A 22,027-nucleotide genomic window follows, 5' to 3' on the forward strand; every position below is an offset into this window, starting at 1 on the left:
CGTCACAGTCCGGCCAGCCGTGCTTCACCACGGGCGGATAGCTGTTCGCGGAGCCGCGCGCCTTCCGCGGCGGGCAGGCCCGGGATTTCCGCGTTGGTGCCGGCGGAGGCAGTGTGCAGTTTCAGGGTGCACAGGCCCAGGCCGCGTTCCACCGGTCCGACGCCGATGTCCACGTACTGCATGCGGCCGTACGGGACCACGAGGGTGCGCTGGAAGAAGATGCCGCGGCGGATGAGCAGGTCATCTTCACGCTCGGCATAGCCGATGGCGCGCACCTGGCGGGGTATGAGCAGGAGCCGCCACACGGCCAGGACCAGCATCACGGCCGGGAGGGCGAGGGCCAGCCAGAGCGGGAAGGTCTCCCACCAGCCGTTGACAACAAGAACCAGGGGTACGCAGAGCAGCGCCACGACAACGAGGTTGGCCAGCGCCCAGCTGGCGAGCCGCACCTTGACGTACTTGGGTGAGACGCGCAGCCACGTGATGCCCGGGGGGTCAATCGCCTCGGTACGCATATTCGCCTTCAGATTTGGGTTTGCGCTTTTCCTGCCGGCCAGGGGCCGTTTCGCCGTCGCCCTCCTCGGGCGGTATCCGGCAGAACCGTTCCACCATCAGGCCGACCCCGATCATCGACAGGCCTCCGCCGGCCATGGCCAGGGCCTGCCAGGCGAGGGTCTGGTCACTGCGCAGGTTCCAGAGGCGCAGCTGGTCAACGAAGATCCCGGCATGCCAGCCCAGCAGAACACTGCCGGTGTAGGCACAGGCCTGGGCGAGGACCAGGGTCCAGGCGGCCAGGATCGGGTTCAGCATTTTCTTCTTTTTGCCGTTCCGCCAGCGGAGCACCCGGATGCCGAGCACGAGGGTGAGCACCACGATCACGCCCATCGTGATGAGTCCGTTGAGCGGCAGCACGGGGGTGTTCAGTCCATAGCGGGTGGTCAACAGGGCGGCGAGCCAGCCCAGGATCCCGACGGCCACACTGATCATCAGCAGCACCACGGGGCTGGTCAGCTTCATCACTCGGCCGCTCCGGCCACGCCGTGGAGGTTTTCGAAGCCGTCGAAAGGCATGAGGTCGGCGAAGTCAGCGGCCTTGGCGGCGAGCTCGCCGACGCGTTCACCGTTGAGCTCGGCCGCGGGGTCGATGAGCGACCACGGATACAGCACAAACGCCCGCTGGGCCGCGCGCGGGTGGGGCAGGGTCAGCTCCGGGTCGGCACTGGCCAGCTCCCCGTAGGTGATGATGTCGACGTCGAGGGTGCGCGGACCCCAGTGCACGTCACGGACCCGGAGGTGTTTCTGCTCCACCGCGTGGCAGTGCCGCAGCAGCTCGAGGGGCGCCAGCGTGGTATCCACGGCGATCACCATGTTGAGGAAGTCCGGCTGGCCGGCCGGCCCGCCGACGGCTTTGGTCTGCACGATCGGCGAAATGGCCAGGAGGCGGACCTCGGGCGGGTCGACGAGGTCCGCGACGGCCGCCGAGAGGGTGTCGCTGCGCGCCCCCAGGTTGCTGCCAAGAGCGAGCACGGCGCGGGTGTAGATCATGGCTGTTCCTGCCGGGTCCGCCGGACGCTGACGGAGACGTCCCCGAATTCGACCTCGATCGGGGCCTTGGGTTTGTGCACGGTGATGTCCACGGCGGCGACGGGGAACTTCGCAAGCACGTCCTCCGCGATCCGCACGGCCAGCGCCTCGATCAGGTTCAGCGGCTCCCCCGTGATCCAGGCCCGGATGCATTCGGCCACTTCACCGTAATGCGCGGTGTCGCGTACGTCGTCGGAGGCGGCGGCGCGGCCGAAGTCCAGGTGCAGTACGGCATCGACCACGAACGGCTGGCCGTTGCGCCGCTCGAAATCGAACACTCCGTGATGGCCGACGGCGGTGACGCCGCTCAGCGTGATCTGGTCCATGGTGGCCTGTCGGTTCAGTTGTCGCCGGCGGCCGGCGCGGCTGGTGCCTGCGCCGGGGTCATGCGGGCGGCAACCTTGACGGCGTCGAGGCTGGGGCCGACGTCGTGCACGCGGACCGCCCAGGCGCCCCGGTGGGCGCTGATGGCGGTGACCGCGGAGGTGGCGTCGTCGCGTTCGGCCGGCGGGGCGGCCTTGCCGGCCACGGTCAGGAGGCTGCCGAGGAAGCGCTTGCGGGAGGCTGCCACGAGCACCTTGTGGCCCATGGCCTGCAGGATGTCCAGCCGGCGGAGCAGTTCCCAGTTCTGCTCCTCGTTCTTGGAGAAGCCCAGGCCCGGGTCCAGGATGATCTGTTCCGGGGCAACCCCGGCCGCGTACAGCTTGTCGCGGACGCCGGCGAGTTCCGCGGCCACGTCTTCCGCGACGTTCCCGTATTCGGTCAGGGAGTCCATCGTGCTGGCGTTGCCGCGGCGGTGCGTGAGGATGTACGGGGCTTTGCTGCGGGCCACCAGTTCGGCCATCTCGGGCTCCATGGTCAGCCCGGAGACGTCGTTGATGATGGCGGCGCCGGCGTCCAGCGCCGCTGCGGCGGTGGCGGCGTGCGTGGTGTCGATGCTGACCAGGGCGCCGGCTTTGACCAGCGCCTGGATCACGGGCAGCACCCGCTGCTGCTCCTCCTCGACGCCGACCTCGACCGCACCGGGGCGGGTGGATTCACCGCCGACGTCGATGATGTCGGCGCCGCCGTAGAACATCCGCAGGCCGGCGGCGATGGCTGTGTCCGCGGCGGCGTGTTTGCCGCCGTCGCTGAAAGAGTCCGGGGTGACGTTCAGGATCCCCATCACGAGCGTCCGGTCCGTGGGAAGGTCCCCGAATTTTGCGGCCGGGCGGGACTTGCGCAGGACGGGCAGGGGCGAAGTCGCGGGTCCGGTTCCGGGGGCTGCGGCTAGGGAATCCATAGTCTGTGTTCTTACCTTCCGATGATGAGGCTCATGGCTTCGGCGCGGGTGGCCGGGTCATGGAGTTGCCCGCGTACCGCGCTGGTGACGGTCCTGGCGCCGGGCTTGCGGATGCCGCGCATGGACATGCAGAGGTGTTCGCATTCGACGACGACGATTGCGCCGCGCGGCTTGAGATGGGTGACGAGGGCTTCGACGATCTGGGTGGTCAGGCGTTCCTGGACCTGGGGGCGGCGGGCGAACATGTCCACCAGCCGCGCCAGTTTGCTCAGCCCGGTGACTTTCCCGTCGTGTGAGGGGATGTAGCCCACATGGGCGACCCCGTGGAACGGCACGAGGTGGTGCTCGCAGGTGGAGTAGAACGGGATGTCCTTGACCAGCACGAGTTCCTCATGGTCCAGGTCGAAGGTGGTGGCCAGGATCTCCGCCGGGTCGTGGTGGAGCCCGGCGAACATCTCGGTGTACGCCTTCGCGACCCGCTTGGGGGTGTCCAGGAGGCCGCTGCGGTCCGGGTCCTCGCCGATGGCCAGCAGGATCTCACGGACAGCCGCCTCGATCCGGGGCTGGTCCACGGCGGGGATGCCGGGGACGGGCCCTCCCGCCGCCAAAGGACCGGTGGCGGGAGCGTCGTCGTCGTCGTTGAAGAAAGAAGTCACGGAAGAAGCCTAGCCGGGATGGCCATCAGGCCCGAGATCCGTGACACCGCCTTTGAACGGCTCCTGTCCGGAGACTCCCTGGGCGTGCGGCGGGAAAGTGTCCAGCGGTTCCTCGAGGCGGGCTTCCTTGGCTTCTTCCTGCGCTTCGCGTTCGGCCTTCTCCCGGCGGGACTCCACCGGGCCAACGTCCCGGATCGGGCGGGTCTCCTTGGAGAGCCAGATCTCACGGAAATCGCGCTTCCGGATGTTGGTGAAGACCTGCGCGATTTCGCCCTGGTTCAGCGTCTCGCGTTCCAGCAGCTCGAGGGCCAGCTCATCCAGGACGTCGCGGTTTTCAACCAGGATGGCGTAGGCCTCGTCGTGGGCGCCCTCGATGAGGCGGCGCACTTCCTCGTCGACGATGTAGGCGATCTGGTCGGAGTAGTTGCGCTCGTGGCCGGCGTCGCGGCCCAGGAACGGCTCGCCGCCGCCCTGGCCGAGGCGCACGGCACCGACGCGTTCGCTCATGCCGAACTCGGTGACCATCTTGCGGGCGATCCCGGTGGCCTTTTCGATGTCGTTGGACGCGCCCGTGGACGGGTCGTGGAAGACGAGCTCCTCCGCGACGCGGCCGCCCATGGCGTAGGCCATCTGGTCAAGCAGTTCGTTGCGGGTCACGGAGTACTTGTCGTTCTCCGGAACCACCATGGTGTAACCCAGGGCACGGCCGCGGGGCAGGATGGTGATCTTGGTGACCGGAGCGGAGTTCCGCAGCGCCGCCGCCACGAGGGCGTGCCCGCCTTCGTGGTAGGCGGTGACTTTGCGTTCATGTTCCTTCATGACGCGGCTGCGCTTCTGCGGGCCGGCCATCACGCGGTCAATTGCCTCGTCGAGGGCGCGGTCGTCGATCAGGTTGGCGTTGGAGCGGGCGGTCAGCAGCGCGGCCTCGTTGAGGACGTTGGCCAGGTCCGCGCCGGTGTAGCCGGGGGTCTTCTTGGCCACGGCCTTCAGGTCGACGCCGGGCGCCATCGGCTTGCCCTTGGCGTGGACCTTCAGGATCTGGTCGCGGCCGATCAGGTCGGGGGCCTCGACGGAGATCTGGCGGTCGAAGCGGCCGGGCCGCAGCAGGGCCGGGTCCAGGACGTCGGGGCGGTTCGTGGCGGCGATCAGGATGACGTTGGTCTTGACGTCGAAGCCGTCCATTTCGACCAGCAACTGGTTGAGGGTCTGCTCGCGTTCGTCATTGCCGCCGCCGATGCCGGCGCCGCGGTGGCGGCCGACGGCGTCGATCTCGTCCACGAAGATGATGGCCGGCGCGTTGGCCTTGGCCTGCTCGAACAGGTCGCGGACGCGGGACGCACCGACGCCGACGAACATTTCAACGAAGTCGGAACCGGAGATGGAGAAGAAGGGGACACCGGCCTCGCCGGCGACGGCGCGGGCCAGCAGGGTCTTGCCGGTGCCGGGAGGGCCGTAGAGCAGCACGCCCTTGGGGATCTTGGCCCCAACGGCCTGGAACTTCGCCGGTTCCTGCAGGAATTCCTTGATTTCTTCGAGTTCCTCGACGGCCTCGTCGGCGCCGGCGACGTCGCTGAAGGTGACCTGGGGCATGTCCTTATTAACCAGCTTGGCCTTGGACTTGCCGAACTGCATGACCTTGGAGCCACCGCCCTGCATGCGGGAGAGCAGGAACCAGAAGAGGACACCGAGGAGGAGGACCGGGATCAGGAGGGAGAACAGTCCGGCGAACCAGTTGTTCTCGACCGGCTGGTCGGTGTAACCGCTCGGGGGGCGGGAGTCTGTGACGGCTTTGACGACGTCCTCCGCGCGGGCGTTGACGTAGTAGAACTGGATGTTCTTGCCCTTGTCCTGGCCGTCAATCTGCAGGTTTTCCTTCAGGACCAGGTCCACGCGGTTTTCCGCGTCGAAGATCTTTGCCTGTTCAACCTTGCCGCCGGCGTCGGTCAGCAATGCGAGGCCCTTGTCCGTATCAATCCGGGTTGAGCCTCCCGGGGACAGGGTGGCAAAGGCGAGCAGGAGCATGCCAACAACAACGACAATCCAGATGCCCGGGCCCTTGAAGAAACTCTTAGCTTTCATCTGTTCGGGGCAGGCCCCGTCCCTCCTGGTAGTGCTGCACGGCGACCGTTCTGCGCGCGTGTGGTGCTGCGTCAGTGTCTAGCTATACACCGTCGGAGTAGCTCACGCACGGTGAAGTCCAAAAGTTCCCTGAGGGCGTAGCGGGGCCGGGCGGGGCCGGCCCCCTGCCGGTCCCGCCCGTACCTGTCCTGCCGGACGTAGCGGCAGTGCGCTATTCGTAGACGTGCGGCGCCAGGGTGCCGACGAAGTCCAGGTTGCGGTACTTCTCGGCGTAGTCCAGGCCGTAGCCCACCACGAACTCGTTGGGAATGTCGTAGCCGACGTACTTGACGTCGATCTGGACCTTCGCGGCCGTGGGCTTGCGGAACGCGGTGCAGATTTCCACCGAGGCCGTGCCGCGGGATTCCAGGTTGGTCTTGAGCCAGGACAGGGTCAGGCCGGAGTCAATGATGTCCTCGACGATCAGGACATCCTTGCCCATGAGGTCCGTGTCCAGGTCCTTGAGGATGCGGACCACACCGGAGGACTGCGTGCCGGACCCGTAGGACGAGACGGCCATCCAGTCCATTGAAACGTGGCTGTGAAGGGCACGGGCGAGGTCGGCCATGACCATCACGGCGCCCTTGAGCACGCCGACGATCAGCAGATCGCGGCCTTCGTAGTCCTTGTCGATCTGGGCAGCGAGTTCGGTGATCCGAGACTGGATCTGCTCCTTGGAGTACAGAACGTGCTTGAGATCTGCCTGGACGTCGTTTGAATCCACCAATAACTCCTGTGTAGATGCGGGGGGCAACTATATTTTGGGCGGTTTGTGAGGCCGGAATACAAGCTTCCCACAGCGGGCCGCTTCGCGGGGAACACGGCCGGGGCCGGACTGCCCTTCGGCGAGGAGCTGGGCGAGCGAGAGCCGGTAGACGCTGACCCCGCCGGGGAGCTCCACGGGGCCGGCCGATCCCTGCCGGCGGAGCAGTGCTTCCGCGGCGAGGAGTCGCTGGTAACTCGGCTGGACGCCTCCGACGGCGGCTGCGGCCTTCGCGATGACCCGGAACCTTACGGCCGGCGCCAGCTCGCGCAGGGCTTCCTCCGGGAGGCTGATGGTGGCGCCGGACTGTTCCCGCAGCCGGACGAAGGTGTCATTGGCCACGTCCTCGAGGTAGTCGGCGTCCAGCTGCAGGATCGCGGCAGTCCGCGCGAGCGATTCGGCCACCCCCGGGCCCAGCTTCTCCTCGAGCAGCGGCAGCACCTCGACGCGGGTCCGGGACCGCGCAAACGCCGGATCCGCGTTGCTGGGATCGTGCCAGGGGTCGAGGCCCTCGACCTCGCAGATTTCGAGGGTGTCCGCGCGGCGCAAGCCCAGGAAGGGCCGCAGCAGGCGGTCTCGCGCGGGACGCATGCCGGCCAGCGAACGGGTTCCGGAGCCGCGGGCCAGCCCCAGCAGGACCTGTTCGGCCTGGTCATCAAGGGTGTGGCCGAGCAGGATGGCCTGGGCGCCGGTGTCGTCGGCGGCGGCTTCCAGCGCGGCGTGCCGGGCATCCCGGGCAGCCGCCTCCGGCCCCATCCCGGTGGAGGCAACCTCGACCGCCCTGACCTGCACAGGCGAGAGCCCCAGTTCCTGCAGGGTCACCGCGGTGGCGGCGGCGACGTCGGCTGAGCCGGGCTGCAGTTGGTGGTCCACGACGACGGCGCCCACGGAGATGGGGTGGCCGTCCACGTGCCCGCGGCGGGCGAAGTAGGCAGCGACGGCGGCGAGGGCCAGTGAGTCGGGTCCGCCGCTGCAGGCGACCAGGATCCGTTCCGGGTAACCCGCTTCGGCCAGTGCGTCCTGCAGCATCTTCCGTGCCGTGCCGAGGACGGGCGCCAGCCGGCCGGGCCGGCGTCGCCCGCTGGGAAGTTGTCCGCGGGAAACGGGACTGGACGTCACGGGGCCTAGTGCCCCATCCGCTCAAGCCAGAGCCTGGAATTGTGGATTTCGGGCTCGGTCGGCAGGTTGTCCGCGGACTCCCAGACCTTGTTAAAGCCCTCCATGCCGGCCACGTCCACAACTTCGCGGACAAACTTTGAGCCGTCGCTGTACTGGCGCATCTTGGCGTCGAGTCCGAGCAGGCTGCGGATGAACTTTTCGATCACGCCGCGGTCCTTGGCCCGGGAGTTGAAGCGCTGCCGGATGGTCTTCACGGAGGGCACAATGCTGGAGTCGACCGCGTCCATCACCACGTTGGCGTGCCCTTCGAGCAGGCTCATCAGGGCGGTCAGGCGCGAGATCGCAGCCTTTTCCTCCGGGTTCTGCAGCAGGTCGAGGATGGCGCCCCGGCTGGGGGCGGAGCCGGACGCGGTGCGGTCCTTGAGCGATTTCGCTGCAGCCGAGGCCCGTTCCATCAGGGAGTCGACATTGCCGAGCAGTTGTCCGCTGAGGCTGTCGATCTCCTCCAGCATGTGGTGCCGCAGCCAGGGTGCCGCGGCGAACTGCACACGGTGGGTCTGTTCGTGGAGACAGACCCAGAGCCGGAAATCCTCGGGTTCTACGTTGATTTCACGCTCGACGGAGATGATGTTCGGCGCCACCAGGAGCAGCCGGCCGCCAGCGGGGGCGGTGGAGTTCCCGGCGAGCGCGGAGAAGGGGTCGTACTGGCCCAGGACCTTGCTGGAGAGGAAGGCGAGGATGGCGCCGAGCTGGCTGCCTGTGATGGCGCCGCTGACGCTGGCAGCGCCGGGGTTGAGGGTGCCGCGGCGGCCCTCGAGCATCTTTTCCATCGCGGGTTGCAGCATAACCGCGAAGCTCTGCGTGTTGGCCCTGGACCAGGAGGCGCGGTCCACCACGAGGACCGAGGAATCGCGCAGGTCGCGGGCGGCCTCCAGGCCGGTGATGTCATGGACGTGGGGCACGGACAGGTCCGCCATCAGCCGGAGGTTGTCGACGGCGGCGCCGATCTCTGCCGATCCCAGGGTGGGGCCGGCCGGCGTCAGGCGGGCGGCGGTGGAGGCGGCAAGCTCCCAGTTGATCAGGGCTTGGGCTTGGGCTGATGTCTCGCGGGCAGAGGACTCCATAAGCTCCATCAGATCACAGGGGACTGACATTGTGCCTTAAATTCGTCGGGCGGCGAACGGCCACGGGCTCATCGCCGTCATCCAGGCCATCCGCTGCTCCGCAACTGCCGTTTTGGGGGTCCAAAAGGGCGTTTGCGGAGCAGTCGACGGTTCGACGTCGACCGCAGCCCCCTCAGCGGCAGCCGCAGCCGGCAAGGACGGAGGCGGTGCGGTCCAGCGCGGCTTTGTTCCCCGCTCCGGGGGTCAGTCCGTTGCCGATAAAGGAAAACACCAGGAGCCGGCCGTCGGCGTCCACGACGTAGCCGCTCAGGGCGATGACCGTGTTCAGTGTGCCGGTCTTGGCCCGGACCAGACCGGCACCGGCCGCCGACGCCGGGTCGTCCACGTACCGGTCCCCCAGGGTCCCGGTGAGTCCGGCGACCGGGAACCCGGCGAGGCCGGCACGCAGCCGGGCGTCCGCGCCGGAGGTCATGGCCCGGACCACTTCGGAGAGCTGCCGGGCGGAGACCTGGTTTGCCAGCGCCAACCCGGAGACGTCCGCGGCGCGCAGTGTGGCGGCGGGAATTTTCAGCTCCTCCAGCTGCTGCAGCACGGCTGCGACGGCGCCGTCGTTGCTGCCGGGCTGTCCGGCCGCGAGCGCCGCCATGCGGCCGATCGCCTCGGTGAGGTAGTTGTCCGAGGTGCGCAGCAGCAGATCGACCTGCTGGCCCACCGTGGCGGACTGGACTTCGGCCAGGACCCTGGTGCCGCCGCCGGCCGTTCCCGCGGGGACCCGCGCGACGCCGGGTGCCACCGTCAGCCCGGCGTCGGCTGCTGCCGCCGCGAGCTGGCCGGAAAACGCCTCGGCGGCGCTCATCGCGGCGTCCTGGGGGCGCGGGCCGGTGGTCGTGGCCGGGTCGAAGCGGGCCAAGTTCAGTGCCAGCGGGAACAGCGGGGCCACCTCACCGGCGGCCACGTCCTCCGGGTTCCAGGCGGGGTTCAGCGCGGGGCCGGTAAAGAGGGAGTCGTCCAGCAGAACCGTCAGGGGGACGGAGACGCCGTCGTCCTGCAGGGCCCGGATGGTCGACTGCGCCAGGCTGGCGAGGCCGGCATGGCCCAGCACGGCGCCGGGCACGGATTCGCCGGAGCCGAGGAGCACGTCGCCGCCGCCCGTGAGTACGACTGACCCGGGGGCAGCACCGGCCACGGCCCGGGTGCTGAAGCGGCGTTCCGGGCCGAGGGTGCGCAGGGCCGCGGCGGCCGTGAGGAGCTTCATGTTGGAGGCGGGAACCCGGACCTCGTCGCCGGAACGGTCGAAGAGGACCTCGCCGGTGAGGGCGTCCTGCACCACGCCGGTGAAGTTCCCGGAACCGTCGGTCGTGAGGGTTTCGTTCAGCCGGGCCGCGAGCGGACCGGGTTGCGGGACGGGAGCGGTGGCTGTGAGCGGTTCGATGCCGTCCGGGGTGGTGCCGGCCGCCGCGCTGCTGCGGTCGGCCAGTGCGCCGGGGACCTGGTGCCACGGCGGGGTGGTCTGTGCAGCGGTTTCGGATGGGCCGGGTCCGAGGAAGGCGGGGGCGACGGCAACGCCGGCGGGGAGGGCGAGCGCCGCGACGAGCAGGCTCTGAAGCAGCAGTGGGAGGCTCCGCCGCAGGGGCCCGGTCACCGGGTCAGTGCCCGGGCGGATCGTTCTGCGTTTCATCCGGCTGCTGGTCCTTTAGTCCTGAAATGTCCCCGTTAGTTCCTGAAACCAGGGCCTCTCGCTATATCCTCAATAGTAGTCGGCGGCGCCGGCAGCCTTTTGTGAGTGCCGCGAACCCCCTGAATTCGTCGAGGAGTATTCCATGAAGCATGACGTGACCATCGAGATCCCCAAGGGATCACGCGTCAAGTACGAAGTCGACCACGAAACGGGCCGCGTCCGCCTGGACCGCGTCCTGTTCACCTCGATGCAGTACCCCACGCACTACGGTTTCTTTGAGAACACGCTGGGCGAAGACGGCGATCCGCTGGACGCCCTGGTGCTGTTGCAGGACTTTGACCTGCACCCCGGCGTCATTGTTGAGTCCCGCCCCATCGGCGTGTTCAACATGACCGACGACGGCGGCGGAGACGCCAAGGTGCTCTGCGTGCCGGTCGACGCGCGCTTCGATCACATCAACGAGATCAGCGACGTCAGCGAATTCCTGATCAAGGAAATCGAGCACTTCTTCACCCGCTACAAGGACCTGGAGCCGGGCAAGTGGGTCAAGGCCGAGGGCTGGGGTGACCGCGCGGCCGCCGAGACTGAGCTGGAGGCGTCCATCAAGCGTTACGTTCCCCACACGCACTAACGTTCCCAACTCCAGCGCGGGGTCACCTACCGCCCATCCGGCCAACGGATAGGGGCCGTACGTGACCCCGCGTTGCTGTTTAAAGCGCCGTCCAGGCCCAGCGGCCGTTGTCAGTGACGGGTCAGGAAAATGTGAAATCGTAGGCTCATGAACGCCGAGCCTTCCTTTAGTCCTCCCTGCGGTCCGGTCACGGGTTGGCGGGACGGTGACGTCGTGCGGGCCACCGGGATCCCCTACGCCGCCGCGGGACGTTTCCAGCCCCCGGTGAGTGCCCCCGACTGGACCGGGGCCCTCGCGGCCACCTCCCTGTCCCCGGCATGCCCGCAGGCCCCGGTGCCGTTCCTGGACGACATCCTCGGCACCCGCTACGGGGAGCTCCCCGGCAGCGAGGACTGCCAGCGGCTCTCCATCACCATGCCCGCCGGCCTCACCGCGAACGACCGGGTCCCGGTCATGGTGTGGCTCCACGGCGGCTCCTACACCTCCGGCTCCGGCGACCTGGCCATCTTCGACCCCAAGGCCCTCGTCGCCGAAAACCGGGTCATCGTGGTGTCCGTGACGTACCGCCTGGGCCTGTTCGGCTACCTCGCGACGGGCACGGGCCGGCCCGCGAACCTTGGCCTGCTGGACCAGCTCGAGGCGTTCCGCTGGGTGCAGCGCAACATCAGCGCCTTTGGCGGGGACCCGGGACGGGTCACCGCTTTCGGGCAGTCCGCCGGCGGCGACGCCGTCGCCCACCTCATGGCGACGCCGGAGGCCCCCACCCTGTTCCAGCGCGCCATCATTCAAAGCGCGCCGCTGGGCATTACCCGGGGCCGGGAAAAGATGAGCACCGCCATGGGCATCGCGGCGGAACACGTCACCGAAGACACCCCCGCGATGGACGTCGTGGAGATCGAAGGGCACGTGTCGCAGGTGGCCCGCAAGTTCGGGCTGATCGCGGCCATGCCGTTCGGCACCCAGTACGGGCACTCCCCCCTGCCGCCGGAATCCGGCATTGAGGACGCCTGGAACGCCACTGCTCCCGGGATCGAGGTCCTGATCGGACACACCTCCGAGGAGGCCCGGCTGTTCCTGCCGCGCAACCCCGTCGTCGGCCGGCTGGCCAAGGTCCCGGTGCTCGGGACCGCCGTCGTCAAAGCCATCAACTGGGCCGTCACCGAGGCGGTGTACGGCCGGGCCGCCAGGAAGTTCGCCCGCCGGCACGCCGAGGCCGGCGGCACGGCCTACAGCTACGTGCTCTCCTGGGCGGCGCCGGGCAACTTCTACGGAGCCGCCCACACCGTTGACCTGCCGCTGCTGTTCGGGGACAAACAAACCTGGGCAGGTGCCGGGCTGCTCGCGGGAGCCAGCTGGGAGGAAATCAACGCCCAGGGCCGGGCCCTCCGCGCCGTGTGGGCCCGCTTCGCCGCCGGGGAGGGCCTGGACAGCCGGGGATCGCTGCCCGGTGCCCTGCAGTACCGCTCGGTCCGAGTCGAATGACCTGCAGGCCTCTGGTTGCCGTCCCGGGCGGGCCGCGGTGAGGTCCCTCGGCGTCGACCTCGCCGCAGCCACCCGGAAAACCGCAGCCGCCGTCATCGAATGGGACAACGGCTCAGCCCGCCTGGCGCACCTGGCCCTCGACGTCGGCGACGAGGAGATTGTGCGGCTCTTCGGCGCCAGCGACATGACCGGTATCGACTGCCCGGTGGGCTGGCCGGACGCCTTCCTGCCCTTCCTGGCCGGGCATCTGGCCTTCGAGCCGCACCCGGTGCTGGACTTTGACGGAATCGAAGGACGCCGGCTGCTGGCCTACCGGGACACCGACCGTTTCGTCACCGCCCGCACCGGGCTGACCCCGCTCAGCGTCTCCGCCGACCGGCTGGCCCACCCGGCGATGCGTTGCGCCGTCATCCAGGCCAAAATCTCGCGGGACCACGGCCCGCAGGCCCGGGACGGCAGCGGCCGCCTCGCCGAGGTCTACCCGGCGGCGTCGCTGAAATCCTGGGGCCTGCTGGCCCGGGGCTACAAGGGGCGCGGCGGAGCGGAAACGGAACGGCTGGCCGAGCTCCTTGACGGGCTGCAGCAGGCAGCACCCTGGCTGGACCTGGCCGGACACGAGGACCGGCTGGCGGGCTCCGATGACATGTTCGACGCGCTCATCGCATCCCTGACCGCGCGGGCCGTGGCCCTCGGCCTGACGCTCCGCCCGGATGCCGCCCACGCCAGGGCCGCCGGGACGGAGGGCTGGATCCACCTGCCCACCGGCGGGCTGAATGGGCTCGGCGGCGGCCGGCCGTAGCGGGGCGGCCGCTTCCAGCGGCTACTCCAGGCCGAGGGTCCAGCCGCTGATTTCCGTCGAGTCCTCCCCGTGGTCCCGGGTGTGGTTGTGCGCCCGGATCCGGCTGTCCTGCAGCGCCTGCCGCAGCAGCGAGTGCTTCTCCGCCAGCCCCGGCACCCGGTCGATCGCGTCGATGGCGAGCTGGAAGCGGTCAATCCCGTTGAGCATGGCCATATCAAAGGCCGTCGTGGTGGTGCCCTCCTCTTTATAGCCGCGCACGTGCAGGCCCTCCTGGTTGGTCCGCCGGTACGCCAGCCGGTGGATCAGCGACGGATAGCCGTGGTAGGCGAAGATGATGGGCTTGTCCGCCGTGAAGATCCCGTCGAAGTCCCGGGACGTCAGGCCGTGCGGGTGTTCGCTGGCGTCCTGCAGCCGCATCAGGTCCACCACGTTGACCACCCGGATCTTCAGCCCGGGGGCCCCGGCCTTCAGCAGTTCCGCAGCGGCGACCGTCTCGACCGTGGGCACGTCACCGGCACAAGCCAGCACGACGTCGGGTTCCTCGCCGGGGACTTCGGACCCCGCGAACTCCCAGATTCCCAGGCCGCGCTGGCAGTGGTGCGCGGCCTCGGCGGGGCCCAGCCAGGTCGGCGAGGGCTGCTTGCCGCTGACCACGATGTTGACGTAGTCCCGCGAATCGAGGCAGTGCTCCATCACGGAGAGCAGCGTGTTCGCGTCCGGGGGCAGGTAGACGCGGATGACCTCGGCTTTTTTGTTCACGGCGTGGTCGATGAAGCCGGGATCCTGGTGCGAGAAGCCGTTGTGGTCCTGCTGCCAGACATGCGAGGACAGCAGGTAGTTGAGCGAGGCGACCGGCCGGCGCCAGGCCAGTTCACGGTGCACTTTGAGCCACTTGGCGTGCTGGTTGAACATGGAATCGACGATGTGGATGAACGCCTCATAGCAGCTGAACACGCCGTGCCGGCCGGTCAGCAGGTAGCCCTCCAGCCAGCCCTGGCAGAGGTGTTCGCTGAGGACCTCCATGACCCGTCCGGCGCGGGCAAGATGTTCATCGAGTTCCTCGATCCGGTACTGCCACACCTTGTCCGTGACCTCATAGACGTCCTGCAGGCGGTTTGATGCCGTCTCATCCGGGCCGAACAGCCGGAACGTCTGGGGGTTCTGGCTGATCACGTCGCGAAGCCAGGACCCCAGCGTGATCATCGCACTGACCCGCTCGACCCCCGGTTGCGCCACCGGGACGGCATGGTCCTCGTACTTGGGCAGCTTGAGGTCCCGAAGCAGCACGCCGCCGTTTGCGTACGGGGTGGCGCTCATCCGGAGAGCGCCCCCGGGGGCATTGGCCGCGACGTCCGGCCGCAGGCGCCCGGCGTCGTCGAAGAGCTCGGCGGGCCGGTACGATTCGAGCCACTCCCCCAGCTGCGCCAGATGCTCCGGGTTGGTGCGCACTTCGGACAGCGGCACCTGATGGCTCCGCCACGTTCCTTCGACCTGCAGTCCGTCGACGATCCGGGGGCCGGTCCAGCCCTTCGGCGACCGCAGCACGATCATGGGCCAGCGGGCGGCCGGGGCGTCGTCGGCTGTCACGCCGGCGTCCGCTGTTGCGCCGGCTGTTGCGTCGCCTTCGGCCTGGGCCGTACCGCTCCGGCGGGCCGACTGGATCGCCCGGATCTCGGTGAGGCAGTCGTCCAGGACGGCAGCGAAGTCCCGGTGCGCGGCCGCCGTGTCGTCCGGATGGCCCACGGTCACGAAGTGCGGCTCGTGCCCGTAACCGCGGAGCAGCTGTTCCAGCTGGGCTTCGGGCATGCGCGCCAGGATGGTGGGATTGGCGATCTTGTAGCCGTTCAGGTGCAGGATGGGCAGCACCGCGCCGTCATGGACCGGGTCCAGGAAGTTGTGGGAATGCCAGCTCGCCGCCAGCGGCCCGGTTTCGGCCTCCCCGTCGCCGATCACGACGGCGGTGATCAGCTCGGGATTGTCGAAAACGGACCCGTAGGCGTGAGCCAGGGAATACCCGAGCTCCCCGCCCTCGCTGATGGAGCCCGGGGTCTCCGGGGCGGCGTGGCTGGGGATTCCGCCCGGGTAGGAGAACTGCCGGAAGAGCTCAGCCATGCCCTGCTCGTCGTCGCCGACATTGCTGTAAATCTCGGAGTAAGTGCCCTCCAGCCAGGCGTTCGCCACCACAGCCGGCCCGCCATGGCCGGGTCCGGCAATGAACAGCATGCTCTGGCTGTCCCGGCGGATGACCCGGTTCAGGTGGGCGTAGACGAAGTTCAGGCCCGGTGTGGTGCCCCAATGGCCCAGCAGCCTGGACTTGGTGTTGCCGGCGCTCAGGGGTTCCCGCAGCAGCGGGTTGGAACGAAGATAGATCTGCCCCACGGACAGGTAGTTGGCGGCCCGCCACCAACGGTCCACGAGCTCCAGTTCCAGCCCGCCGCCAGCCTCCCGCGGGGAGCTGCCGGCGGCCGGATCGGCGTCGGACTTCAGGTCGCTGGTCAGGTCGGTGTTCAGGTCGCTGGTCAATGGATTCCTCGCTTCACGGGGTGCCTGGGCAGTGCGCAACCTCCATCGCAACACGTCCCCGGACCGGACACAAGCCTGCGGGAGCGTGGCCGGAGGGCGGCTCTTGCCAGCCCCTTACCACCGGGTAGTGTGGTCCCAGAATGTTCACGCTGACCATCAACCAAACAGACAGCCGGCGCGACGGCGACTGCGTGCCGCAGCTCCTCAAGGACCTGCGGCACATCCCGGCGCGCCTTGATTTCGACCGCTCGGTTGAGGACGAGGTCCAGGGCATCGTGGACTCTCCGCAGCAGGCCGTCGAAGCGGCGATGATCGCACTGCGGACCGGCAGCTGGTACGTCGGCATCGGCGTCGGGCCCGTCAATGAGCCCCTGCCGAACCAGATCAAGGACGCCTCCGGCCATGGGCTGATTTACGCCCGTCGGGCCGTCGACCGGCTGCGCAACGGCAAGGACCGGATTCCGGTGGCTGTGGAGGGCCCGCTGGCCGACCTCGCCGCGGAGTCCGAGTCCGTGCTGCGGCTGCTGGGGCATATCGTGCACGACCGCAGCCCCGCGGAATGGCGGGTCCTGGACCTGCTGACCCCCGGGGTCCGCGGACAGCAGAAGGCGGTGGCCGAGGAACTCGGGATCACCACCCAGGCGGTCAGCAAGGCCGTGGCGCGGGCGCAGTGGAATGAGGAACACGCGGCGCGGCCCGCCGCGGCCAGGCTCCTGGGCCTCATCCTCGAGGTGCGCTGACAGCCCACTTGCCGCCAGCCAGCCCCTCGGCGTGGTCGGAGCCTAGAGCAGCAGGCTGCGCAGCACGTGGGCGGCGCCGTCGTCGAACACGGAGTGGGTGACCTCGTTCGCGGCGGCGATGACTTCCTCGGGCGCCTGGCCCATGGCCACACCGCGGGCGGCCCAGGTGAGCATCTCGATGTCATTGCGGCCGTCGCCGACGGCGACGGTGCGGTGCGCCTCGATCTCCAGCCGGCCGCGGAGGTGTTCCAGGGCGCTGGCCTTGGTCACGCCGGCGGCGGCGATGTCCAGCCACGCCGTCCACCCCACCGAGTAGGTCACGCCGGCCAGGCCGATGTGCCGGATGGCGGTGTTGAACTCCTCGGGTGTGTTCTCGGCGCTGAAGACCACCACGCGGACCGCCGTGGCTTCCAGCATGGTCTGGAAGTCGACGCCGATTGCCTCCACCCCGAAGCTCATGTCCTGGAAGCGCTCGGTGGAGAGGAAGTTGCCGTCCGCATCCTCGAGCGCGTACTTGGCCGAAGGCAACCGCTTGCGCAGCGCCCGGAGTGCGGGGCCCGGGTCGAAGGTGGCCTTGTGAACGAACTCGTAGCCGTCCGGCAGGCTGGAATCCAGCCGCAGGGTGACGCCGCCGTTGGAGCACACGGCATAGCCGCTGTCGATACCGATGTGCTCAATGATCGGCAGGGTCGCGTTCAGTGAGCGGCCGGTCGCGATGGTGACGTGGTGCCCTGCTGCAACGACGTCCTGGGCGGCTTCACGGACGGGAACGGACATGTGGCCGTCGTGGTCCACGAGGGTGCCGTCGACGTCGAGCGCCACCATCAGCTTGTGGGCTGCTGTGTTTTCGTTGTTCCGGTTGTTGTCTCGCCGGTCATCGTTGCCGGCGACTGAGGATTCAGTCATTGTTGTCATCTAACTAGTAGAGCAGACACCCCCGACAGCCGCTAGGACGCAGGCCACAGCGTGCGGTGAACCCGGGGTGAACAGTTGTTGGCGCCCATGACCCCGCTGCGTTTTGCGGGGTCATGGGCCGGAAAAACGGGGGATCAGATGACGGGAAAGACCGTCATGCCGCCAAGATACTTCTGCAGGGCCTGCGGGACGTTCACGGAGCCGTCCGGGTTCTGGTGGTGCTCCAGGATGGCGACGATCCAGCGGGTGGTGGCCAGCGTGCCGTTGAGCGTGGCGACGGCCCGGGTGCCCTTGGGCGCCCCGTCCTCGTTCAGCACGCGTTCGCGGATGTTGAGCCGGCGCGCCTGGAAGGTGGTGCAGTTGGAGGTCGAGGTCAGCTCGCGGTAGGCGCCCTGCGTCGGAACCCATGCCTCACAGTCGAACTTGCGGGCGGCGGAGTTGCCGAGGTCGCCGGCGGCGGTGTCAATGACCCGGTAGGGCAGTTCGCACTTGGCCAGCATCTCCTCTTCCCAGGCCAGCAGCCGGGCGTGCTCGGCGGCGGCCTCCTCGACCGTGGTGTAGATGAACATCTCCACCTTGTTGAACTGGTGGACCCGGATGATGCCGCGGGTGTCCTTGCCGTGCGAGCCGGCCTCGCGGCGGTAGCAGGAGCTCTGCCCGGCGTAGCGGACCGGTCCGGCGGAGAGGTCCAGGATCTCGTCCGCGTGGTAGCCGGCCAGGGCCACTTCCGAGGTGCCCACGAGGTAGAGGTCGTCCTCGGCGAGCCGGTAGATCTCGGCGTCGTGCTTGACGTCGAAACCGGTGCCCTGCATGGTCTCCGGGCGCACCAGGGTCGGGGTGATCATCGGCACGAAGCCGGCGTCGATCGCCTGTTCCATGGCCATCTGCAGCAGCGCCATCTCCAGCCGGGCTCCGACGCCGCGCAGGAAGTAGAACCGCGAACCGGAGACCTTGGCGCCGCGCTCCATGTCGATGGCGCCGATCAGCTCACCGATTTCCAGGTGGTCTTTGGGCTCGAAGTCGGTGAATTCGCGGGGGGCTCCGACGGTCCTGACCACGATGTAGTCCTCTTCGCCGCCCTCGGGAACGCCGTCCTCGATGAGGTTGGGGATGGTGCGCAGCAGTTCCTCGTGGGCTGCCTGTGCGACGTCGGCGTCGGCGGAAGCGGCCTTGACCTGTCCTGCGAGGACCTTGACCTCTGCCAGCAGGGCCTGCTTTTCCTCGCCCTTGGCCTGCGCCACCTTCTTGCCGAAGGCATTCTGCTCGGCCCTGAGGTTTTCGAAGCGGATCAGGGCGGCGCGCCGGGCCGAGTCCGCGGCGATGATCGCGTCCACCACGGATTCGTCGGCGCCGCGGGCGCGCTGGCTGGCCCGGAACTTGTCCGGATTTTCGCTGAGGTCTTTTACGTCGATCACCTGACAAGAGTATCCAATCAGGGCACCATTACCGGGCAATCAGGCCGCCGGCCAGCGGCGGGATAGTGTTGGAGCACAATGCGAGACTGGCTGCTCTACCTCATCATCGCTGGAGTCCTGGCCTTTGCCGTCTCCAGCTGGTGGGGCGTGCGCAAGCTCAAGGCCCGGCACACGCGCAGCGCCGTGTGGGAGGAAACCCATAGTCCGGGCCTGGGCCAGCAGAAAGTCGCCGTGGTGATGAACCCGATCAAGGCCAGGTCGGACGAGGCCCGCACCCTGGTTGAAAGTGCGTGCGCCGCGGCCGGCTGGGTACCGCCGCGGTTTTTCGACACCACGGCCGAGGACCCCGGCTTCTCGCAGGCGCGGGCCGCCGTCGAGTACGGCGCCGACGTCGTCCTGGTGGGCGGCGGTGACGGCACGGTGCGGGTGGTGGCGGACATTCTGGCGGGCACGGATACCGCCATGGGCCTGATCCCGCTGGGCACCGGCAACCTGCTGGCCCGCAACATCCACCTTGATGTGGGCGACCTGCACGGCAGCGTCCAGACCGCCCTGTTCGGACACCAGCGGTTTATCGACACGGCGCGGATGCGGGTGGAGAACTCCCGCACCAACGAGACGGCGGAGCACACCTTCCTGGTCATTGCCGGAATCGGCATGGACGCAGAGGTGGTGGGCGACACCAGCGACGGGCTCAAGAAGGCTGTCGGCTGGCTGGCTTACACCGAAGCGGGCGTGCGGCACCTCCCCGGCCGCCGCAAGAAGGTGTCCATCTCGCTGGACGACCAGCCGGAACAGAGCCGGAAGATCCGCAGCGTACTGTTCGCGAACTGCGGCCTAATCCCCGGCGGGATCGACTTCATCCCCCAGGCGATGATCGACGACGGGATGCTGGACGTCGTGGTGATGAGTCCGCGCAGCGCGATCGGCTGGCTGGCCATGTACTGGAAGATCGTGCTGAAGCACAAAAGAAACCTGCCGGTGATGACGTATTACCGCTCCGGAAAGATCATCATCAGCTGCGCGGAGCCGATGGCCACGCAGGTCGACGGCGATCCGTCCGGTGAGGCCACGAAGGTCACCGTGCAGGTTGCTCCCGGCTCGTTGCTCGTCCGGGTCAAGGACGGCACCGAGGGAGATTAGGCGCTGGCTTCCCTCGCGGCGGCTTCCTTGTGCGCGTCTGCGACCTTTTTCGCTTCCGCGGCAGCCTTGGCGGCGCGCGCTTCGGACTGCTCGCGGATCATCGCCTGCTCCTCTTCAAAGCGCAGCCGGTCTGCACGGTCGGCGTCGTCGCCGTCCCAGTCCTGGTTGTCAGCGGTCGGCTTGGGATTCACAATCATTCCCTGGCCATCATTTTCAAGGCTGGTGTCTGCCATGTCCTGCTCCCTCGATAGAGGACTTCCCCAATATGGATCAGGCAAGCATACGCACAGTTTCATAGGGGCGGAAGTGCCTGATGTGGCAATTGTCTACGCTGTGGGCGAAGCCTTGGACATATATTCCGGCACCACAGATGCCCCGGACAGTATGTCTTTGACCCAGGCATGCGCCGCGCGGAAGGCCTGGTCGGAGGTATGCGGCTCCACAATCGTCCGGTGCCCGTCGGCGCGGCCGTAGGAACCCAGGAAACGTGTGGCCGGGCTGATCCGGTGCAGTCCCGCCAGGGCGTCCGCCACACGCGCGTCGGCCACGTGGCCGTCGGCGTCGATGCTGAAGAAGTAATGGCCCAGGTACTGGCCGGTGGGCCGTGACTCGATCCGGCTGAGGTTCACGCCGCGGGTCGCGAACTGGTCAAGGATCTCCATCAGGGCCCCGGGGCGGTCTTCCGGCAGCGGCACGACGACGGTGGTCTTGTCCGCACCGGTGGGTTCCGGCAGCGCTCCGGGCCGGCCCACCAGCACGAATCGTGTGACGGCACCGGGGTTGTCCCCGATGTTCTCCGCCAGTACGGCGAGCCCGGGCTGTTCGGTGGCCACAATCGGGGCGCAGATTGCCGCGTCGTAATGTGTGTCGCCTTCCAGGAGCCCCATGGCCGCCGCGGCAGTGGAGGATCCCGGGATATATTCTGCATTTGGAATATTTTTCTCGGCCCACAGTCGGCATTGCGCCCAGGCGTGGCCGTGGGTGGAGATCCGGCGAATGTCTTCGATCCGGGTTCCGGGCCGGGTCACCAGCACGAAGCTGATCGGCACGAGGGCCTCGCGCAGGATCCGCAGTTCCTGGCCGGTGGCGATTGCGTCCAGGGTGGCAGTGACGCCGCCCTCCACGGAGTTCTCGATCGGCACCATGGCCGCGTCCGCCGAGCCGTCGCGGACCTTGTCCAGCGCCGTGTTGACGTTGGTCGACGGAACGCGGATGGCGTCCGCGGCACCGGGAACCTGCATCAGGGCGGCCTCGGTGAAGGTGCCCGCGGGTCCGAGGAAGGTGTACGTGACGGGTGATGCGGGCATCGGCGCTTCTTTCTTCAACTACAGGATGACGGGCTTGAGTCCGTTGTCGGACACCAGCGGCATTCCGGTTTCCAGCCACTGGTCCATGCCGCCGGCCACGTTCAGGGCGGAATACCCCTGTCCGGAGAGCCACTGGGCCGCGCGGAAGGAGCGTCCCCCGGTGCGGCAGATCACGTAAAGGTCCTCGTCGGGATCGAGCTCCTCGAGGCGGGCCGGGAGCTGGTCGAGGGGGATGTGCAGCGCCCCGGCGGCGTGGCCCGCGCCCCACTCGTAGTCTTCGCGGACATCGAGGATCCTGGCCCCTTCAGGGATGTCGGACACGGTCACGGTGTCAAAGTCGCTCATGGTCGTCCTTCCGCAGAATGCATGGTCTGCTCCCAGCGTATCGCCAGCCGCCATTGCCGCACCCCTACCCGGCTGCAGGTTACGCTTCTGGCATGGCGCACAGGAGATCCACGGCAACTCACCGTCACACGATTCCTGCTGCCCGCTCCCGGCATTCGGGGACATGCCCTCCCCTGGTCTCGAAGACTGGGCACAATGCCACCATGTCCACCCGCCCGCGCCACCACTGGACATGTCCCCCGGAGCGGCAAACCCTCACCCACGGGACATGCCCTCCCCTGGTCTCGAAGACTGGGCACAATGCCACCATGTCCACCCGCCCGCGCCACCACTGGACATGTCCCCCGGAGCGTCTCGCCCTCACCCACGGGACATGCCCTCCCATGGTCTCGAAGACTGGGCAC

General features: G+C 68.3%; 22 protein-coding genes. 5 read left to right on the plus strand and 17 right to left on the minus strand.

The features are described 5' to 3' along the window. Positions 1-2 precede the first annotated feature (2 nt). The 11 genes from AC50YC_RS12820 to dacB form a co-directional block, all read right to left on the minus strand. On the minus strand, positions 3-515 hold the full coding sequence (locus AC50YC_RS12820) for a PH domain-containing protein (protein WP_494953889.1): 513 nt from the start codon (positions 513-515) through the stop codon (positions 3-5). Further along, on the minus strand, positions 496-1,017 hold the full coding sequence (locus tag AC50YC_RS12825; protein ID WP_494953975.1) for a DUF3180 domain-containing protein: 522 nt from the start codon (positions 1,015-1,017) through the stop codon (positions 496-498). The genes AC50YC_RS12820 and AC50YC_RS12825 overlap by 20 nt, the downstream gene beginning before the upstream one ends. After that, positions 1,017-1,544, minus strand: coding sequence for a 2-amino-4-hydroxy-6-hydroxymethyldihydropteridine diphosphokinase (folK, locus tag AC50YC_RS12830; protein ID WP_494953890.1), 528 nt, complete (start codon positions 1,542-1,544; stop codon positions 1,017-1,019). The genes AC50YC_RS12825 and folK overlap by 1 nt, the downstream gene beginning before the upstream one ends. Then, on the minus strand, positions 1,541-1,909 hold the full coding sequence (folB, locus tag AC50YC_RS12835; protein ID WP_354171815.1) for a dihydroneopterin aldolase: 369 nt from the start codon (positions 1,907-1,909) through the stop codon (positions 1,541-1,543). The genes folK and folB overlap by 4 nt, the downstream gene beginning before the upstream one ends. Before the next feature lie 14 nt (positions 1,910-1,923). Beyond that, positions 1,924-2,865, minus strand: a complete 942-nt coding sequence (folP, locus tag AC50YC_RS12840) for a dihydropteroate synthase (protein ID WP_494953891.1) — start codon at positions 2,863-2,865, stop codon at positions 1,924-1,926. A gap of 11 nt (positions 2,866-2,876) precedes the next feature. Then, positions 2,877-3,473, minus strand: coding sequence for a GTP cyclohydrolase I FolE (gene folE / locus AC50YC_RS12845; RefSeq protein WP_354172032.1), 597 nt, complete (start codon positions 3,471-3,473; stop codon positions 2,877-2,879). A gap of 57 nt (positions 3,474-3,530) precedes the next feature. Continuing rightward, the gene (gene ftsH, locus AC50YC_RS12850) at positions 3,531-5,600 is read right to left on the minus strand and encodes an ATP-dependent zinc metalloprotease FtsH (RefSeq protein WP_494953892.1); all 2,070 of its coding nucleotides are present in this window, start codon (positions 5,598-5,600) and stop codon (positions 3,531-3,533) included. A gap of 211 nt (positions 5,601-5,811) precedes the next feature. Beyond that, entirely contained in the window at positions 5,812-6,363 is a 552-nt protein-coding gene (hpt, locus tag AC50YC_RS12855) for a hypoxanthine phosphoribosyltransferase (protein ID WP_069950289.1), read from the minus strand. 30 nt (positions 6,364-6,393) lie between these two features. Next, complete coding sequence (gene tilS, locus AC50YC_RS12860) at positions 6,394-7,431, minus strand: tRNA lysidine(34) synthetase TilS (RefSeq protein ID WP_494953976.1); 1,038 nt, start codon at positions 7,429-7,431, stop codon at positions 6,394-6,396. A 95-nt stretch (positions 7,432-7,526) separates the two neighbouring features. Beyond that, positions 7,527-8,645, minus strand: coding sequence for a zinc-dependent metalloprotease (locus AC50YC_RS12865; protein WP_494953893.1), 1,119 nt, complete (start codon positions 8,643-8,645; stop codon positions 7,527-7,529). Positions 8,646-8,817: 172 nt separating this feature from the next. After that, the gene (gene dacB / locus AC50YC_RS12870; protein ID WP_494953894.1) at positions 8,818-10,323 is read right to left on the minus strand and encodes a D-alanyl-D-alanine carboxypeptidase/D-alanyl-D-alanine endopeptidase; all 1,506 of its coding nucleotides are present in this window, start codon (positions 10,321-10,323) and stop codon (positions 8,818-8,820) included. 142 nt (positions 10,324-10,465) lie between these two features. On the opposite strand from dacB, the gene AC50YC_RS12875 reads away from it, so the two are divergent. The 3 genes from AC50YC_RS12875 to AC50YC_RS12885 all read left to right on the plus strand — a co-directional run bounded on the left by AC50YC_RS12875 (position 10,466) and on the right by AC50YC_RS12885 (position 13,235). Then, positions 10,466-10,954: an inorganic diphosphatase gene (locus tag AC50YC_RS12875; protein ID WP_494953895.1), complete on the plus strand. Its 489-nt coding sequence runs from the start codon at positions 10,466-10,468 to the stop codon at positions 10,952-10,954. A 147-nt stretch (positions 10,955-11,101) separates the two neighbouring features. Next, complete coding sequence (locus AC50YC_RS12880; RefSeq protein ID WP_494953896.1) at positions 11,102-12,436, plus strand: carboxylesterase family protein; 1,335 nt, start codon at positions 11,102-11,104, stop codon at positions 12,434-12,436. A 37-nt stretch (positions 12,437-12,473) separates the two neighbouring features. Further along, the gene (locus AC50YC_RS12885; protein WP_494953897.1) at positions 12,474-13,235 is read left to right on the plus strand and encodes a DUF429 domain-containing protein; all 762 of its coding nucleotides are present in this window, start codon (positions 12,474-12,476) and stop codon (positions 13,233-13,235) included. A 21-nt stretch (positions 13,236-13,256) separates the two neighbouring features. On the opposite strand, the gene AC50YC_RS12890 is transcribed toward AC50YC_RS12885, so the two are convergent. After that, positions 13,257-15,722, minus strand: coding sequence for a phosphoketolase family protein (locus AC50YC_RS12890; RefSeq protein WP_494953977.1), 2,466 nt, complete (start codon positions 15,720-15,722; stop codon positions 13,257-13,259). Between the two features lie 176 nt (positions 15,723-15,898). On the opposite strand from AC50YC_RS12890, the gene AC50YC_RS12895 reads away from it, so the two are divergent. Next, positions 15,899-16,498 carry a MarR family transcriptional regulator gene (locus AC50YC_RS12895; protein WP_494953898.1) on the plus strand — a complete coding sequence of 200 codons (600 nt, stop codon included), beginning with the start codon at positions 15,899-15,901 and terminating at the stop codon, positions 16,496-16,498. Positions 16,499-16,540: 42 nt separating this feature from the next. On the opposite strand, the gene AC50YC_RS12900 is transcribed toward AC50YC_RS12895, so the two are convergent. After that, positions 16,541-17,413, minus strand: a complete 873-nt coding sequence (locus AC50YC_RS12900; RefSeq protein ID WP_494953899.1) for an HAD family hydrolase — start codon at positions 17,411-17,413, stop codon at positions 16,541-16,543. 134 nt (positions 17,414-17,547) lie between these two features. Continuing rightward, the gene (gene serS / locus AC50YC_RS12905) at positions 17,548-18,828 is read right to left on the minus strand and encodes a serine--tRNA ligase (RefSeq protein ID WP_494953900.1); all 1,281 of its coding nucleotides are present in this window, start codon (positions 18,826-18,828) and stop codon (positions 17,548-17,550) included. Positions 18,829-18,906: 78 nt separating this feature from the next. Here serS and AC50YC_RS12910 point away from each other — a divergent pair, with 78 nt between their 5' ends. Beyond that, positions 18,907-19,971 (plus strand): diacylglycerol/lipid kinase family protein, encoded by a 1,065-nt coding sequence (locus AC50YC_RS12910; protein WP_494953901.1) that lies wholly within the window; start codon positions 18,907-18,909, stop codon positions 19,969-19,971. Here the strand turns inward: AC50YC_RS12910 and AC50YC_RS12915 are convergent. The 3 genes from AC50YC_RS12915 to AC50YC_RS12925 form a co-directional block, all read right to left on the minus strand. Next, positions 19,968-20,204: a hypothetical protein gene (locus AC50YC_RS12915; RefSeq protein WP_494953902.1), complete on the minus strand. Its 237-nt coding sequence runs from the start codon at positions 20,202-20,204 to the stop codon at positions 19,968-19,970. The genes AC50YC_RS12910 and AC50YC_RS12915 overlap by 4 nt on opposite strands. A 93-nt stretch (positions 20,205-20,297) precedes the next feature. Next, on the minus strand, positions 20,298-21,278 hold the full coding sequence (gene pheA / locus AC50YC_RS12920) for a prephenate dehydratase (protein WP_494953903.1): 981 nt from the start codon (positions 21,276-21,278) through the stop codon (positions 20,298-20,300). Between the two features lie 18 nt (positions 21,279-21,296). Beyond that, the gene (locus AC50YC_RS12925) at positions 21,297-21,623 is read right to left on the minus strand and encodes a rhodanese-like domain-containing protein (RefSeq protein WP_354171789.1); all 327 of its coding nucleotides are present in this window, start codon (positions 21,621-21,623) and stop codon (positions 21,297-21,299) included. Between the last annotated feature and the right edge of the window lie 404 nt (positions 21,624-22,027).

Source organism: Pseudarthrobacter sp. MDT1-56 (assembly GCF_059383555.1).